This window comes from Larkinella soli, assembly GCF_003703975.1.
Taxonomy (GTDB): Bacteria; Bacteroidota; Bacteroidia; order Cytophagales; family Spirosomataceae; genus Larkinella; species Larkinella soli.
On record NZ_QTJY01000013.1, the window covers coordinates 84,173 to 98,639 of the forward strand.

14 protein-coding genes are annotated in these 14,467 nt (G+C 48.0%); 5 read left to right on the forward strand and 9 right to left on the reverse strand.

Annotated elements, in window-relative coordinates; all coding sequences use genetic code 11:
• Positions 1–15: 15 nt before the first annotated feature.
• Positions 16–855, forward strand: a complete 840-nt coding sequence (locus DX909_RS21025; protein WP_128547189.1) for a hypothetical protein — start codon at positions 16–18, stop codon at positions 853–855.
• Between the two features lie 259 nt (positions 856–1,114).
• Here the strand turns inward: DX909_RS21025 and DX909_RS21030 are convergent, their stop codons facing one another.
• The 7 genes from DX909_RS21030 to DX909_RS21060 form a co-directional block, all read right to left on the reverse strand.
• Positions 1,115–4,639, reverse strand: coding sequence for a tape measure protein (locus tag DX909_RS21030; protein ID WP_128547190.1), 3,525 nt, complete (start codon positions 4,637–4,639; stop codon positions 1,115–1,117).
• Between the two features lie 122 nt (positions 4,640–4,761).
• Positions 4,762–5,322: a hypothetical protein gene (locus DX909_RS21035; protein ID WP_128547191.1), complete on the reverse strand. Its 561-nt coding sequence runs from the start codon at positions 5,320–5,322 to the stop codon at positions 4,762–4,764.
• Positions 5,323–5,404: 82 nt separating this feature from the next.
• Positions 5,405–6,202 (reverse strand): hypothetical protein, encoded by a 798-nt coding sequence (locus DX909_RS21040; protein ID WP_128547192.1) that lies wholly within the window; start codon positions 6,200–6,202, stop codon positions 5,405–5,407.
• A complete protein-coding gene (locus tag DX909_RS21045) occupies positions 6,202–6,468 on the reverse strand; it encodes a hypothetical protein (RefSeq protein WP_128547193.1) in 267 nt (88 codons plus the stop codon). The genes DX909_RS21040 and DX909_RS21045 overlap by 1 nt, the downstream gene beginning before the upstream one ends.
• An 83-nt stretch (positions 6,469–6,551) precedes the next feature.
• Complete coding sequence (locus DX909_RS21050; RefSeq protein WP_128547194.1) at positions 6,552–6,968, reverse strand: YajG family lipoprotein; 417 nt, start codon at positions 6,966–6,968, stop codon at positions 6,552–6,554.
• The gene (locus DX909_RS21055) at positions 6,965–7,228 is read right to left on the reverse strand and encodes a hypothetical protein (protein ID WP_128547195.1); all 264 of its coding nucleotides are present in this window, start codon (positions 7,226–7,228) and stop codon (positions 6,965–6,967) included. Before DX909_RS21055 ends, DX909_RS21050 begins: the two co-directional genes overlap by 4 nt.
• Complete coding sequence (locus DX909_RS21060) at positions 7,222–7,761, reverse strand: hypothetical protein (protein ID WP_128547196.1); 540 nt, start codon at positions 7,759–7,761, stop codon at positions 7,222–7,224. Before DX909_RS21060 ends, DX909_RS21055 begins: the two co-directional genes overlap by 7 nt.
• 481 nt (positions 7,762–8,242) lie before the next feature.
• Here DX909_RS21060 and dcm point away from each other — a divergent pair, with 481 nt between their 5' ends.
• Together dcm and DX909_RS21070 are read left to right on the forward strand one after the other, a co-directional pair.
• A complete protein-coding gene (gene dcm / locus DX909_RS21065; RefSeq protein WP_128547197.1) occupies positions 8,243–9,463 on the forward strand; it encodes a DNA (cytosine-5-)-methyltransferase in 1,221 nt (406 codons plus the stop codon).
• Positions 9,450–10,763, forward strand: a complete 1,314-nt coding sequence (locus tag DX909_RS21070; RefSeq protein ID WP_128547198.1) for an MvaI/BcnI family restriction endonuclease — start codon at positions 9,450–9,452, stop codon at positions 10,761–10,763. Before dcm ends, DX909_RS21070 begins: the two co-directional genes overlap by 14 nt.
• A gap of 10 nt (positions 10,764–10,773) precedes the next feature.
• On the opposite strand, the gene DX909_RS21075 is transcribed toward DX909_RS21070, so the two are convergent.
• Complete coding sequence (locus DX909_RS21075) at positions 10,774–11,226, reverse strand: very short patch repair endonuclease (protein ID WP_128547199.1); 453 nt, start codon at positions 11,224–11,226, stop codon at positions 10,774–10,776.
• Positions 11,227–11,503: 277 nt separating this feature from the next.
• On the opposite strand from DX909_RS21075, the gene DX909_RS21080 reads away from it, so the two are divergent.
• Complete coding sequence (locus tag DX909_RS21080; RefSeq protein WP_128547200.1) at positions 11,504–11,779, forward strand: hypothetical protein; 276 nt, start codon at positions 11,504–11,506, stop codon at positions 11,777–11,779.
• Positions 11,780–12,088: 309 nt separating this feature from the next.
• On the opposite strand, the gene DX909_RS21085 is transcribed toward DX909_RS21080, so the two are convergent.
• Positions 12,089–12,586 (reverse strand): hypothetical protein, encoded by a 498-nt coding sequence (locus DX909_RS21085; protein ID WP_128547201.1) that lies wholly within the window; start codon positions 12,584–12,586, stop codon positions 12,089–12,091.
• 434 nt (positions 12,587–13,020) lie between these two features.
• On the opposite strand from DX909_RS21085, the gene DX909_RS21090 reads away from it, so the two are divergent.
• Positions 13,021–14,466 carry a hypothetical protein gene (locus tag DX909_RS21090; RefSeq protein ID WP_128547202.1) on the forward strand — a complete coding sequence of 482 codons (1,446 nt, stop codon included), beginning with the start codon at positions 13,021–13,023 and terminating at the stop codon, positions 14,464–14,466.
• The last annotated feature ends 1 nt before the right edge of the window (position 14,467 follow it).

Genomic DNA, 14,467 nt, shown 5'->3' on the forward strand with positions numbered 1-14,467 from the left:
ATACTTTATTTCAGCATGATCGCAGCCATTGCTTTTGGTGTTGGAGTCTACCATAACTTAATCGAATCAGGTTACATCCCGCCTGAGGGCCTACTTGAAACGTTTAGATTGATGAGATTTTCAGAAGAAAATTTAGAAAAGATTGATTCTGTACATACTCTTCCTAAGTTTTCCATAACAGAAGATGATATAGAAAACGCAGATGAAAGACTAAAAAGATTTCATGAAAAATATCTAGATTTTGAATCAAACAAACTACTTACTTATAAAAGCCTAGATTTACGTTTAGCAAGAAATGAAAATAATGTTGTCGTAATGTTATTTTTATCAATAATTATGTCGGGTCTATTGATCTTTACAGTTCCCTGGTCTGGTATTTTATCTTCACGTGATGAGGTCAGGGAGAAAGTAAAGGGCAAATCAATTACGCTTCTGATTCATCCTCTTGAGCGGTATAATACCATGATGCAAATAATTGGCTCGATAGCTTCATTGATAATAATATGCTCAGTCCTTGATTTAATTCTTCCTAGGTCCTGGGGCGTAATTATTACCATTATTGGATCAATTGAAATAATTATTTTCCTGTACTATTGCATAAAACTAACCATTAAACAAATTGAATGGAAAAATGGCTGGAAGGAAATTCTAGATTATATTATGCAAAAGTCCACCCTTGAAAAAGATCATGATTTGCATAATAGGGCACTTTTACTTAAACAAAACGTTTCAATGTATCCAGATATTCCAATTTCCCAACTCCAAAAGGCAGGTGTAGTCATATTTGCTCTATTGCAATTTCTTGTTCCAAGAATTATAACTTTTTTTAGCTTAAAAGATTTTACAGTTTTTTAAGAGTAGCTTTTCAACGTGTTAATCTGAAAATTTATAGTTAATTGTATAACAAATCTAGAATTTCAGTATGTCTTTCAAATTTGGATTAATAAGTTAAAACCATAAAAATTAAGAGAGATTTATCTTAACTTACCTCTCTGCTACCAGACTGCGACCATACTCCCATCACCTCGCAGTCCTATGCACTCCTTTCGCTTATTAAGCCTACGCAATAAAGAAGCCCTAAAGGTTGACCAACAGGGCTTCTCTATTGCGTAGGCTATCTTTTGCCTAAATACCGTGATTGATTGAGCAAAATCCGCCTTGATGTTCCCTCTACGATCGTCCGGGTAAACCCGTTCTCATCAATATTTAGCTGCAAGCGGGGTCGTTTTTCCAACTCATCAGCTAAGGCAGCCGCAATTTCTCTGGCACTGGGACCGGACCTGCCGCCAGCCTGAGCCATAGCCGTACGATAAACCATCCGGTCCCTTCCTAATTTTTGGTAAGAAGCCTCCTGTTGGGCAATTTGAGACAATAGACTGCTGGCGGAAAACGCCCGATCATCTGAAAGGAGCTTTTCCGTTAACCGGTTCGGCAGAATCACATCGTCTTTGCCAACCTGAATCAGTGAAGGCTTGTCGACCAGTTGAACGCCGGAGTCATTGAACCAGAGTTCTCTGCCTGCCTCTCCTGCAATCGCCGGTCCTTCGTAGCGATCTAAATTGTCTAACCCCTTACCCTCTTTAAACTGAGGGATGGGCCGGGCTAAAACCGCAGCCGTTTGAATGGCCGCAATCACGCCCAACGCTACGTTGAGGGGTGCGGCTAAGACCGGCGTAAGCGTGGCATTGTTCTTCATGATGCCTTTGGCTAATTCTAAGCCAATGGAAAAAACGGCCTGCGCTTTTTCAGCAATCGCCTGTCTGCGCTTGATTTGAGCCGACTGCGCATCATACTTTTGCTCAATCATGGCAATAGTAGCCCGTTTGGATTCTTCGGACATCCGGGCAAAACCGTCACTTTGCTCAATTTTTTCGATTTCGGCCTCCTTCTTCTTTTCTACATCATCTAAATCTTTATTTCGGAAATCATTGAGGAGGCTAAAGTAACTGTTCATCGCTTCCTCAGACGCCTGAAAGTACAATCCTTCCAATTGCTCCTTGGCCTCCGTTGCCTTTCGTGCCGCTTCAACTTCGGCTTCGGCGGTCTCTTCCGCGGTTTTTACCTTCGCGTCGGCCAGTGCCTTATTCCTTTTGGCTTCCTCATCCTCCAGTTTCTTTAATTTTTCCTGTTTGAGCCTTTGTATTTCCATTTCAGCATCAGCTCTTTGCTTGGCGGTAAGATTCCCTTTTTTGAGGAGGTCTTCCAGGACGTCTATCTCCGCGTTATAAGCCTCCTCAATGGTTACGGCCTGCTGGGCGTAGCTTTCCGTAACCGCATTGGTCAAATCCTCCAGATACTTTAGGCGGAGGTTATGCAACTCCTCGTCGCGCTGCTCCTCGGTGATCTTCCGTTTCGCGTAGGCGACGCTTATTTTGCGTTCTTCCTCGGCATAGTACAAATCCAGATTCGCCAACCGTTTGGTTAGGCCGTTCTGTTCGGCATCGCCGATCTGTTTGAGGGCCTCCTTCGCTTCCGACAGGGCTTCCTTCCATTTTTCGCCCTCCAGCTTGTTTTTGGCCTTCAGGTAGTCGGCGTCGGCGTCCAGAATGTCGCGGGTGGCCTCCTTGAACTCCTCAGATTCGGCCTTATGGTATTGGTGCAGGATCTTCTGACGGGCGATCGCGCCGGCCACGGTAAGATCATGCCGCTTTTTGATGTAGTCGGCTTCCAGTATCTCTCCGTTTTCAAACGCCCGTTCCAGTGCCTTGAGTTGTTCGGCCGTGGCGGATTCGGCGGCTTTCAGGGCGGCTTTCATCCGTTTTTCGGCTTCCTGCTCGGCTTTTTTCGGGTCGGTCTTTGGCCCGGCTGGTTTGGGCGGTCGGGCGGCTGCCGGAATGGCACCGGGATTGGTCGCCGGCTTCTGATCCGGCTTAGCCTGGGCCGTCCACAGGTCGGTCATGGCCTCTTTGGCGCTTTTCAGATCGTCGATCAACTTGTCGACCGAAATGCGCTGGTCGATCTCGAATTCGGCTCCGAAAAAGTTGGCGACCTCCTTGCCTTTCTTGATCAGCAGGTTGTAGGCGTCGACAACCAGCAGGACGCTGGTCGCTACCAGAATCAGCGAGGTACCTACCAGCCGCATGACCAGATTCAGACTGTCGGTGACGATCGTAGAGGCTTTCGCCTTCGACTCGTAGCCGAAGAACTGCTTGATCATCGTTCCGATGGAGGCCCCCACTTCGTAGAAAATGCCGAGAATCTTCGTAAAACTCTCCCGAACTGGGGCCGTACCCTTCCAGATGTCGATCAGTGCGTCGATGAGCTGGTTGGCCAGGCTGATGATGCCCGCAAATGAGGTTTTCATGTCCCCGCCCAGTGTCGTTTTCAGCCGGTCGAAGTTATCGCCCAAGTTCGACAGCTGACCTTCGAGGGTTCCGGAGATTTTGGCCGTCATGCCCATCACGCCCGGCATTTCCCCGAAGGCGGTGATGGCTTCCATGACGCCCTGCTCGGTGCGGGCGACCTCCTTGGTGACTCCTTTAAAGGTCAGCGATACTTTATCGCCGTTGGTTTTGGCCTTGATGCCGAATTCGTTCCAGCGTTCGGTGTTGTTGATGTCGTTGATGGCCTCGACCAGATCCTTCATCGGCTTGCCGGTGGCGTTCGACACGTCAGCCAGCTTCATCAGTTCCTCCTGACCCGGGCGCAGACCGCGGTTGGCCATCTTGATGTAGGCATCGGTCAGTTCGTCGACGCCAAAGTTGGTCTGGGCAGCAAACTTCTGAATCATCTGGAACGCGGCCGCCCCAGCTTCCGTGCTTCCTAACGTGGTCGCTAAAATCGCGTTGTATTTCTCAAACTTGGCGGTTAGGTCTAATACGTCTTTTCCGAAGTCAATGACCATCTGGCCGACTTCTTTTACCGCTTCGAGGGCAAATAGCTGTTTGGCGACCGATCCAATGCCTCCCGCAAAGCCACCGAGCGATTTGGGATAGTTACCGACATTGCGCCCGAAACTGCCCATGGTCGCGTCCATCTTTTTGAGGGCCGCGTCCGCTTTGGCAATGTCTTTACTGAGTTGGACGGCTTCATGGTTGAACTGATTCAGCTCCCCTGTATTCTTGTCGAAAGCTGAATCAAGGCCGCGCAGCCGCGCCTTCATCTCGCCCAGATGCTTCGACAGGGCATCGTAAGAGCCGGCGGCCGCGTTGTTGGTCTGGGTAGCCTTCTGGGTTGCCTTGATCAGGGCGTCGTAGGAGCGGGTCGACTGGGCAACCTGCTGTTCGATCTCCTTCTTCCGCTTCAGGTCGGACTTCTGGGTCAGGTCGAGTTTGGTGTACTCGTCCCTGAGCGCCTTCATCTGCTTTTCCAGATGGCCCACCATCTCGGCGTTGCCGGCCACGACCTGCTCGTTGAAGCGCAGGGCTTCCGAGTTGGCTTTATAGGCTTTCGTGGACTCCATGACGAAGTCCTTCAGGCCCATCAGATCTTCCTTGGCACCTTTCTGGGAGGTATTCAGCGAGACGACCTGATCCTTATAGGAGGCAATTTCGGCCTTCAGCCGGGATACCGAGTCGGCGATGATCCGGTTGATGTTGACGGACGACTTGCCGTAATCCTCGTTGGCGGCTTTCAGGCGTTCGATCTGGAGGAGGATGTCTTTGACATCAGCCAGATCATCGAAACGAATGGGTTCCATGGACTGCGTAGCGATGGGATGGAAATGGGCCGCAGTCCGGTAGCGGGAAGTATGTAAAAGTACCTTTAAATTCTAAATTCAGGGCCAATTCAACCACAAGTTAATGGCGCCCCTCCGTGATGTTAGTCGGTCGAGTCAAACGGAGGACGCTTCTTCCGGAAAACTCTCTGTATGAGTGGCGGCTTCTTTGATTCGAAAGAGGGCACGAAAGCAGAGCCAGATCCATTTTTAGCGCCTCTACTCATCGCAATATAACGCTGGTATTTCAAATCAAGCTCTCCGTACAAATCCTGATATTCCTCAAGTAAGTTCTGAATTTTCTGATCATCCAGGGACGTGTTGAAACGTGTCCTATTTGCACGTTCACGTAAACTAAGATACCCGGACGCTCCGGTATAAAGATCAAGAACTTCTACATCTTTAAGCCCTGAGTTCACTAATAACGATATCAAGCCGGAAATAACTGAGAAACCGGCTGCAATCAGCTTCATTGCTGGATCAGGAGTATAATCCGCAAGGACAGAAGTAACCGTAGCCGCAGATAACAAAGACAATACCCCTGCTGTAATATTGAGCCTTTTACGACGATAAGTCTGTCTGCTGGCAACTTCAAGAAGCATGTCACGCTTTTGGGCAGCATTCCTTGCCAGTCGCCTAAATTCATATTCCAAATCTTCTTCCATCCGTTCGAGGGAGGGTTTTGTTGAATACAATTTAGCAGTTAATTGATTACAACTGAAGATATTAAATAAAAAGGTAAGGCCTTCAGCAACGATTTACTTCACTGAATTCGGTCTGATACATTTCAAACGAGCCCTCAGATAGTCTACGATGCCCATTTCCTGACGAATAGCCCGACTTAAGACTATAGGGGCGGCCATTGATTAGAATATCCTTGTGCCTTAGCATGGTCATAAACCCTTCATGCCCGAACGCATCCGTGAGCGGGGTGCGGAAGGGAACGACCAGATCCTGATTGATCTGCACAGCTACATGGCGGCCCGTGGTCACTTCCTGATAATCCTCAATCTGCGTATCCGCCTGGGGAACGCCTGTATAGCACTTCAGCCGCAACACCTGCCGGAAGCCGTTCAGCTCGGGTTTGTCGTAAGGGATGCTGGCCAGCGCCCGCCGGTTCCGGAACGAAAACAGCGCCGATCCGTTGTCATTCCCCGACGGGCAGTACCAGACGCGGTTCGAAATCCAGTTCACCCCGCCGGTCTCCGACTGGATGATCAGCCGGTAGTACCCTTCCGGAAGTCCGGACGGTATGGTGATCTGAGCTATGTAGTTGAACACGCTCGGCCGGATCTCGACCGGCGTCAGGTTGCCGATGCCCGCGGCCATGGGCTTCAGGTCGTTGCTGCGCAGGTGAATCGGGAAATCCCCAACGGGCATCCCGTCGGGCGCGTTGATGAAAAACGAATAGGTTTCGCCTGGTACCAGCAGCACCGAGGCGGCCATCTTACCCAAAAAGCCGGATTCCGGAAGGCTGTGGAGGTCTTCAGGTTCCGGAGCGGTCTTTGACCAGACCAGAAAGTTAAAGCGGTTCTGCAGGGCCATCAGCGTACAGGTTTGTATTTCTCCTGGAGAGCTTCGTAAAAGCTCCAGTAATCGTAAGTCGTTGTTTCATCAGTTACCGGCAGCCCTTCCAGCTGCATGGCGACCCGGTTTTTCCGGTATTGCTTCCGCAGGCTGTCGACCGCATTGTCCGGATGCTTGTAGTCCAGCACCGGTGGGGTATGCTGATCGGTGATTCGTTTCAGCAGGTCGGCCTGCCGCATCGCCAGGTGCGGATCGTCCGGAATCAGCTGGCTGTCGATTTCCACCAGCAGCCATTCCTGCAGCAGTTCGGCCTGAGCCTGCTCGGGATCCGGAAACCGGTCCGGAAACGTCTCGCCGAGGTCGGCGTTCAGTTTTTTTTTACGGCCGGCAGCGTTTCCGCTACCATCTCATCAGTCAGACCCTCGTCGGAGAGTCGTTTCACCAGCCGTTCCAGCCCCTCTTCGGTCCAGTCCTCCCACGGCTGGCCGTCGACGGTCGCCACCAGACAGGCCAGCGAAAGCGACCGGGCCGACAGCTGCTTATGCAGCAGGTTGAAAAACAGATACCGGAGGTTGTTGATGGCGGTCATAAACTCGTCCTTCCGGTCGGCATTAGCCAGTGCCAGCAGCCCGTCGAAATGCCGGTCGACATCGTCGATCGATGATCCGACGCCCGACTCGATCAGCTGGTAACAGTCGGCCTCCACGCGCCGGCTTTCGGGCAGCTTTCGGGCCGAATCGTAGAATTCGACGACACATCCGGACGGTAAGGTCAGTGAGGTCATTTCAGGGTCAGGCGGTTTAGGATGGCTTGGATGGGAATGGCGGCAAAAGGGACTAGCAGGTAAACGCTGTTCGGAATCAGCGTCAGCAGAACGAAGACCCCGTAACCGATCCAGAACGCCCGGCAGAGGCTGCACGGATTCGATGGCCAGTACTTCGACCAGAACCGGTGCGTATTCATATAGTCGTCGACCTTCCACTTCTCCAGCAGGATGACGCCGGTCGAGCCGCACAGGATGGTCAACAGCAGGTGAATCAGCATGCGACGTAGTAGTTGACGGCGATTTCAATTCGGAACGCCCGGTAGGGATACGCGTTGAAGCGGTCCTGAAGGCCGGCCAGCGAGAATCCCGGGTAGACGTTCTGCGGATGGTCGAACGCCCGGCTGACGGCCGACACGCAGGACAGTTCGCGAAGCCGGTTGATGACGGCGTGCTTCAGGCTCTCGATCGAAGGATTGGCCTGTTCCAGCGCCTTCAGGTTGACCCAGACGATCACCGAGAGGGTGCGTTCGCCCAGGTGGCCGAAGCCCGTCAGCCGCTCGTCATCGTGGGTAAGCAGGGCGCTGAACGTATCCAGCTCGTCGTTGGGGTAGGCTTCGTAGTACTCCCCCTCGGCCCGGAACACCCACGGCCGCTGACCGCCCTGCTCATCCCGCTGCGGGTAGATGCGGCCCAGCGATCGGCCCGACAGCCAGGCCAGTTGGCCCAGATCGGACTGAAGAACCTTGCAAACGTGATCGACGCCTGTATCGGACAGTTGCGGAAGGGTAGGGGGTATCAGTGCCTGGCTCATGACGCGAATTGGGCCAGTAGAGTTTGAGACAGGCGTTTACTCCGCATAGCATCGTAGACTGCACTGTGGATTTCTTGTTTAACCTGCCGAAAGGAAAGTCTCATCCATAGAAGGATCACCTTGTCGTCGGCAAAATCGTTAAAACGAAAGGAAAACATAGGACTGCGTTCGGTTAAAGAGAGTATGGGGCCGCAGTCCGGTAGCGGTGAGAATGGATAAAGATAATAAAATGTAATTATATATCTATAGATACTGACGAGGCGGAAATATGAAAAAAGGTCAGAACTTTTTAACCTCATCAGTCCCTTTGGTTTGCTTCGGTGTCTCACCCGGCTAAATTTGCAGTAGCCGGTGACCCATGACTAACGATGCCCATAGTTTAACAGAAGGCTGTAGATAGTTGTCTTTTGACAAAAATCTACAGCCTTTTTGTATGAATTGACTATACTTGTAGAAAAGCTATTATATACTACATCAGAATATGAACGTAGCGTCACCAGCCATCTTAACATATACTGCTATCCGCAAGGCACTTGGTATTGACAATCCCAAGAATAAATTCAAACCCGGTCTCGACAGTCTCACGCACTACATACAAAATCTGGGTACACCAGCCGCTGATTATTTTCGGGAGGCGGCTTTACAGTATCTCGATGCGAACCGCCTGACCGACCTGTCGGAAGCAGTATTTGAGGGCGAAGTTTTCTTTGATGTGCCATTTCCCCCGACTGAGCGGCCAAAGTTTACGTTCATTGACCTGTTCGCCGGAATCGGTGGCATCCGAATGGCCTACCAAAGTTTGGGCGGTAAGTGCGTCTTTACGTCCGAGTGGAGTCCAATGGCGCAACGTACTTATGAAGCCAATTATGGTGAGGTGCCGTTTGGTGACATTACCAAAGTCCACACCGACCAGATACCCGACCACGACGTGTTGCTTGCTGGCTTTCCCTGCCAGCCGTTCTCCATCGCCGGTGTATCGAAGAAAAACAGCCTCGGCCGGCAGCATGGGTTCAAGGATGAAACGCAGGGTACACTATTCTTTGACATTGTGCGGATACTGGAAGCCAAGAAGCCCTCGGCGTTCATGCTTGAGAATGTTAAAAACCTTGTCTCCCATGATAAGGGGAATACATTCCGCGTGATTAAGGGTGCCTTACACGAACTGGGATACACGGTATATCACAAGGTTCTGGATGGTAAGCATTTTGTTCCGCAGCACCGCGAACGTATTATTATTGTCGGTTTCCGCGAGGACAGGTTCGGTTTTCTCAACTTCTTTGACTTTCCGGATCTGCCGACGCCTACCGCCGTTATGGAAGACATTCTTGAGCCGGACGCCCACGACCGGTACACACTTACACCCAATTTGTGGGAGTACTTACAGAATTATGCCGTTAAGCATAAGGAGAAAGGCAATGGCTTTGGTTTCGGTCTGATCCGGCCGGATGGTATATCCCGGACATTGAGCGCCCGGTATTACAAGGATGGCTCTGAGGTTCTGATACCGCAGGAAGGCGGAAAGAACCCGCGACGGCTGACCCCGCGCGAGTGTGCCCGGCTCCAAGGCTTTCCGGATAATTTTATTATTCCTGTTTCTGACACGCAGGCCTATAAACAGTTCGGCAATTCTGTTGTAATGCCTCTCATGCGGGCCGTGGGTGCCAAGGTTGTCGATGTGATTACCCGTTATGAATCTCAATAACTTACAGCGGGTATTTGCCGCCAATGGCTGCCAGAAGATTTACGTTAAAACCTTAGCCGAGAATGACAACTCGAAGAACCAGGTTTACCTCGGCGGCAGTTTCGAGATCCTGAACGTCTTTCCCGCGTCCGACATCCAGTCGGAATCGCCCGGCGGCTGGAAGCGGGAGCGCTTCAAAGCCTCTGTACGGTTTGCATGGATAACAGAAATCGGTTCGCTGGCTATTGCTCCGAACGCCCAACTGATCCTGTACCCGAAGTACCCGGAGGTCCGATTCTCCGGCTTCCTGCTGGGATGTCCCGAAGCTCCTTCCGGGCTGATGAAGGCTTCGGCGAGGATCGCTGGCCGGCTACTCTTTCTTGGCGTGGCAGAAAACAGCCAGATTCTGGGATATGTGACCGCGCCAGACTCTGGGCTTGCTACCGAGTTCAACGGTCTAACCACCGACAATTACGGTGTGTTCAGGGTGTTACGGCTGGCCAAGGACGACAATCGTGGCAGACTACTGAGCGAACTGAAGCGCATCCATGAACTTGACTGGATTCCGTCTAAACGACTCGACCGCGCAGGCGGGACCATGGCATGTGAAGCTCCGAACTGTGGAGGCTATACGCTGGAAGCAGAATTGGGTATTACTCCTAACGGCTATTCCGAACCCGACTTTCTGGGATGGGAAGTCAAACAGTTCGGTGTACGGAATTTCGAGCGGATAGGAAGTGAAGTCATTACACTGATGACGCCCGAGCCAACAGGCGGGGCCTACGTTGTGCAGGGCCTTGATTACTTCATGCGGCGCTACGGTTACGCCGACAGAATGGGACGGGCCGACCGTATCAATTTCGGCGGTATTCATATCGCCGGTGCCCGGCACCCGACTACACAACTTCGGATGGAACTGATTGGCTTCGATACCGCGACTGGCAAGATCCGGAGCGCCGACGGCCGCATCGCGTTGGTGGACCCTGACGGCAATGAAGCAGCAACCTGGTCATTTGCATCCATGCTCAAACACTGGAACCGAAAACACAATCAGGCCTGCTACGTTCCGAGTCAGTCTGAAACCGATCCAGTTAGGCAGTACCGGTACGGTTCCCTTATTATTCTCGGTGTGGGCACCGACTTTCAGTTGTTTCTTCAGCAAATGGCTTCAGGAAACATTTACTATGATCCGGGCATCAAAATGGAAAACGCTTCCTCAGCAAAGCCCACGACCAAACGACGCAGCCAGTTTCGCACAAAGTCGCTTTACCTGAGAAATTTGTACCGCATTAACGAGATCGCCGACCTTGACAAAATATGAAAGCTTGGTTTTACTCATTAACCTCAAAGTCTGAGGAATCAGCAGACGGTGCTTTAAGATACAGCACAATATTGTTCAAGGTCTTTTTCCTAAGCGGTTGGCGCAATTCACATTCGAAGATGCTGACAACGTTCCAGCCAGCGTCACGAAGCTTTTGAAAATGCTCAGCATCCTTATTCCGCGTGGTGAAAATTTTATCAGTCCACCACTCGCTACGGGTTTTAGGGATGGTAAAATACCGGCATCCTTCGTGACCATGCCAGAAACAGCCATGCACGAAAATGACAGTATGGTACTTTGGCAAAACGATATCCGGCTTACCGGGAAGCTCTTTGGCATGTAGCCTGAAACGAAATCCGTTAGCATGCAGGAACCGACGAACCAGCATTTCGGGCTTAGTGTCCTTGCCTTTAATTCGGCTCATATTGTAACTCCTGACCTCCTTTGAATGTACATCAGCCATACTTATATTACGCAGGTATTGCCGTAACGGTTCCGCAGACACAGTATCGTAAGTCGTTTTCTGTCTTGCTGTTAAATACAGAAGCAGTACGTTAACTGCCTGCTAATAAACATCACATGATATGATCCTGACCAACAAAGAGAGCCAGCAGAAAAATCTCTTAAAGGATATCAACCCGGAATGCATGTCGGGAGTAAGTTATGACCTGCGAATTAAAGACATTATTTAACTGCAGGACTACGATATAGTTGATAAGACTACGCTTCCTCCTCAGGGAATGGCAGTAGCTATTTTCCACGAAGAATCCCAAATCGCCGAACAGGAGGCTTCTTACCAGAAATTAGGTCGCGACCGGATGCACTATCATACGGCAATGGCTCAGGCAGGCGGCAAGTCTGGCCCCAGTGCCAGAGAAATTGCAGCTGCTTTAGCTGATGAGCTGGAGAAGCGACCCCGCTTACAGTTGAATAATGATGAGAACGGCTTTACCCGGACGATCATTGAGAAGACGACAAAGCGGGTTGAGCTGAATAAGCGAAGGTATTTGAGCTAGCAGACATTTTAAAATCAATTACCTCAGAAAACTCCATTTGAAGCTTCTCCAAGCTGTTCCCGACAGGTTTCAGTGCGCCGTTCCAGAATCCTAACCTAGATTTTTTCCATCATAGTTCTCAAATAGCTTGGAATGCTGAATGATTGCTAAAGCAGCTCAAGGATTTAAGTAGGAAGGCTGTTCCTCTCAGTAGAAAACGAAAATAATGGCAAGATCTATTATAGGCACATTTTTAGAAACAAAGAGCCGAGTGAAGTATATACTTCACTCGGCTCTTTGTTTTCGTTAAGGCCCTGTCTTGTTAATGACTTATTCTTGAGAAGCCTTCTTTTCTTCGTCTTTTCTTTGTTTTGACCAGTATAACCAGCATCGTCTGGCATGTATACCAAAAAAGGCAGCTTGATGTGTCTTATTGGTCTTATCCAGAGTCAATCCATCACAGAACTCCGGATAATCCATTAAGTCGAAAAATCCTTTCCCTGTGATATAGCCGTCCGATTCACCACAAAGTATTACTCCAAGTAAAGGCCTTCCTGCCCGGTACTCATCATCATTAATCTCCCAACAGATTTGACCAATTAGCCTACGGTGATAATTGTAGGTCACATACAGAGGAATATTCAATGCTGAATAAAGCTCCCTGAAAGTACACTTGTGGCCTTTCTTTGCCAAGCCCTTGAGATAGTTAGAAATAGCCTCTTTCAAAGACTGAGGAGAAGAGTAGTCGCCAAGAAGGTGATCGGGATAAGTTTCCTTAGGGCGCGAAAGAGCAGGATGCCCATGTGAGCGGGATGATAACTCATTCATCTTAATATGAATTGACGGTTATTACTTGTGCTTAGCTTTTACAAAGCCCTCACACTATCATTGCAAAATTAGGTAAGCGGTAAATTCTTACCAAGAAAATCCTCATTATTTTATGGTTTCATCAAAAAGGGTCTTTTAATTTTGAATTCTGCTATTAACGGTCCCAGCCTAGCCAAAGATCAAAAGCGGCCGAAGCGGATTGAGTTGAATAAGCAGAGGTCTCTAAGAAAAGGTTGAACTCTCAAGCTAGAAGGACTAAGATCAAATAGTTGAAAACATAAGGACAAAAAAAGCGTTCGCAGAGGAGGGTTGCGGACAAACAAGTTAAAAACAAGAAGCAAATTCTACCATTAAAGGACTGATCTTTAGCAGGTTGCGAAAATTTTATTTCTTGCCTATTTTAAAGTTTATATATATATTATAAATAGCGCCTTGTGACATGGATTGAAGAAACTATTCTAAAAAGAGGGCCTTTATTGTCTGGGACCTTAATAAGTGAAATGCAATCACAGGGCATTTCCAATGAAGCTATCCGAAAACGAATATCAAGAGTAGAGCCACCGCTATATAAACTAAGTAAATATTTCAAAAATAGGCAGTCCCTCATATATCACATAGATCATATAAATGGAAGAGAATATTACAATGGCCTTATATCAGCTTTTGAAACTGCAGGCAAAAGTTATTTCGCCGCTATTAAAGCATTAGAATATCATCAAGGCTATTTAAGGAAAGACGAATTAGCAAATTATTTAATTAGTCCAGTTGGAAATTTAAAGAAGCATAAAAAAGCAGAAGTCATAATAAAGGACTTAATAAAGCTAAAGGTAATTCAAGAGAACGAAGATTATTATTCGTTAAATCCACTATATAGCCGCAGTGGTGATTTTAAGCATTTTAAGGGGATAAATATAGCTAAAGAGGTTACAATAAAACAATTATATAACTGGGCGAGGAGTATAAATTTAGTTTCTTATGATAAGGGAACGTTTAACTCAGAATATTCAGGTTTCCAATGGGCTTTTGTTGGTCCATCATATATCTCTACAGTACTCCAATTTAAAGAAGAAAAACTTAATCCTGGGTTCATTGTTTCTGATATTTTAATCATTGATATGGTTGAAAAAAGCCATATTGAGTTCTTTATTGCAAAATTAGAAATAATAAAAAGGTTAAATGTCCCTAAAGTTATTCCTCTCCTTTTAGTTAACAAGGTATCAAATGAAGCACTGCAGTTATTAAAAGAGAAAGGGATAATAGTAGGGTTTATTGAGAAAATATTTGGCCCTGGCTATTCTCAACTGTTAAGTTCGCTTATAAAAGTTATAGAAGAAGCCGGAAAATTATTAAAATCAGACCCTGATAAGTTTATAAAGTTACTAGATCAAATAAATAAATTTGTTGATGGCGGAGTAAATAATTTACGGGGAGACTTATTCGAACTTGCTGTTGGTTATTTTTATAGCAGTCAATGTCAAGTACTTGAGATAGGTAAGAAAATTTCGCATGAAGGGCAAATCACTGATATTGATGTACTTGTAATAAAGCAAGACAGATTAATACTTGCTGAATGTAAGGGTTATAAATCAAACATCTCAAAGCAAGTAATTGAAGATTGGATCACAAATAAAATTCCATTGTTTTATAAATGGGTAAATAGCCAATCTTTGCTAAGAGGGAAAAAGATAACTTTTGAGTTTTGGTCTGCCTCTGAATATACTGAAGACGCAAGGAAAATATTTACCGAAAGGTCTGATGTTTTAAGAAAATACGAAGTGAAAATCTATGATCGACAAGAAATAATCAAAATGGCAAAAGATTTTAGGATTACCAAATTTATTGAAATTATGAACAACTACTTCATTAAAGTACCTGCTTAAA

Excerpts from the sequence above, each read along its gene's own strand:
- dcm (WP_128547197.1), top strand. The coding sequence starts at position 8,243 with ATGAACGTAGCGTCACCAGCCATCTTAACATATACTGCTATCCGCAAG.
- DX909_RS21075 (WP_128547199.1), bottom strand. The coding sequence starts at position 11,226 with ATGGCTGATGTACATTCAAAGGAGGTCAGGAGTTACAATATGAGCCGA.
- DX909_RS21050 (WP_128547194.1), bottom strand. The coding sequence starts at position 6,968 with ATGACCTCACTGACCTTACCGTCCGGATGTGTCGTCGAATTCTACGAT.
- DX909_RS21060 (WP_128547196.1), bottom strand. The coding sequence starts at position 7,761 with ATGAGCCAGGCACTGATACCCCCTACCCTTCCGCAACTGTCCGATACA.
- DX909_RS21025 (WP_128547189.1), top strand. The coding sequence starts at position 16 with ATGATCGCAGCCATTGCTTTTGGTGTTGGAGTCTACCATAACTTAATC.
- DX909_RS21080 (WP_128547200.1), top strand. The coding sequence starts at position 11,504 with ATGGCAGTAGCTATTTTCCACGAAGAATCCCAAATCGCCGAACAGGAG.
- DX909_RS21055 (WP_128547195.1), bottom strand. The coding sequence starts at position 7,228 with ATGCTGATTCACCTGCTGTTGACCATCCTGTGCGGCTCGACCGGCGTC.
- DX909_RS21085 (WP_128547201.1), bottom strand. The coding sequence starts at position 12,586 with ATGAATGAGTTATCATCCCGCTCACATGGGCATCCTGCTCTTTCGCGC.
- DX909_RS21035 (WP_128547191.1), bottom strand. The coding sequence starts at position 5,322 with ATGGAAGAAGATTTGGAATATGAATTTAGGCGACTGGCAAGGAATGCT.
- DX909_RS21070 (WP_128547198.1), top strand. The coding sequence starts at position 9,450 with ATGAATCTCAATAACTTACAGCGGGTATTTGCCGCCAATGGCTGCCAG.
- DX909_RS21030 (WP_128547190.1), bottom strand. The coding sequence starts at position 4,639 with ATGGAACCCATTCGTTTCGATGATCTGGCTGATGTCAAAGACATCCTC.
- DX909_RS21040 (WP_128547192.1), bottom strand. The coding sequence starts at position 6,202 with ATGGCCCTGCAGAACCGCTTTAACTTTCTGGTCTGGTCAAAGACCGCT.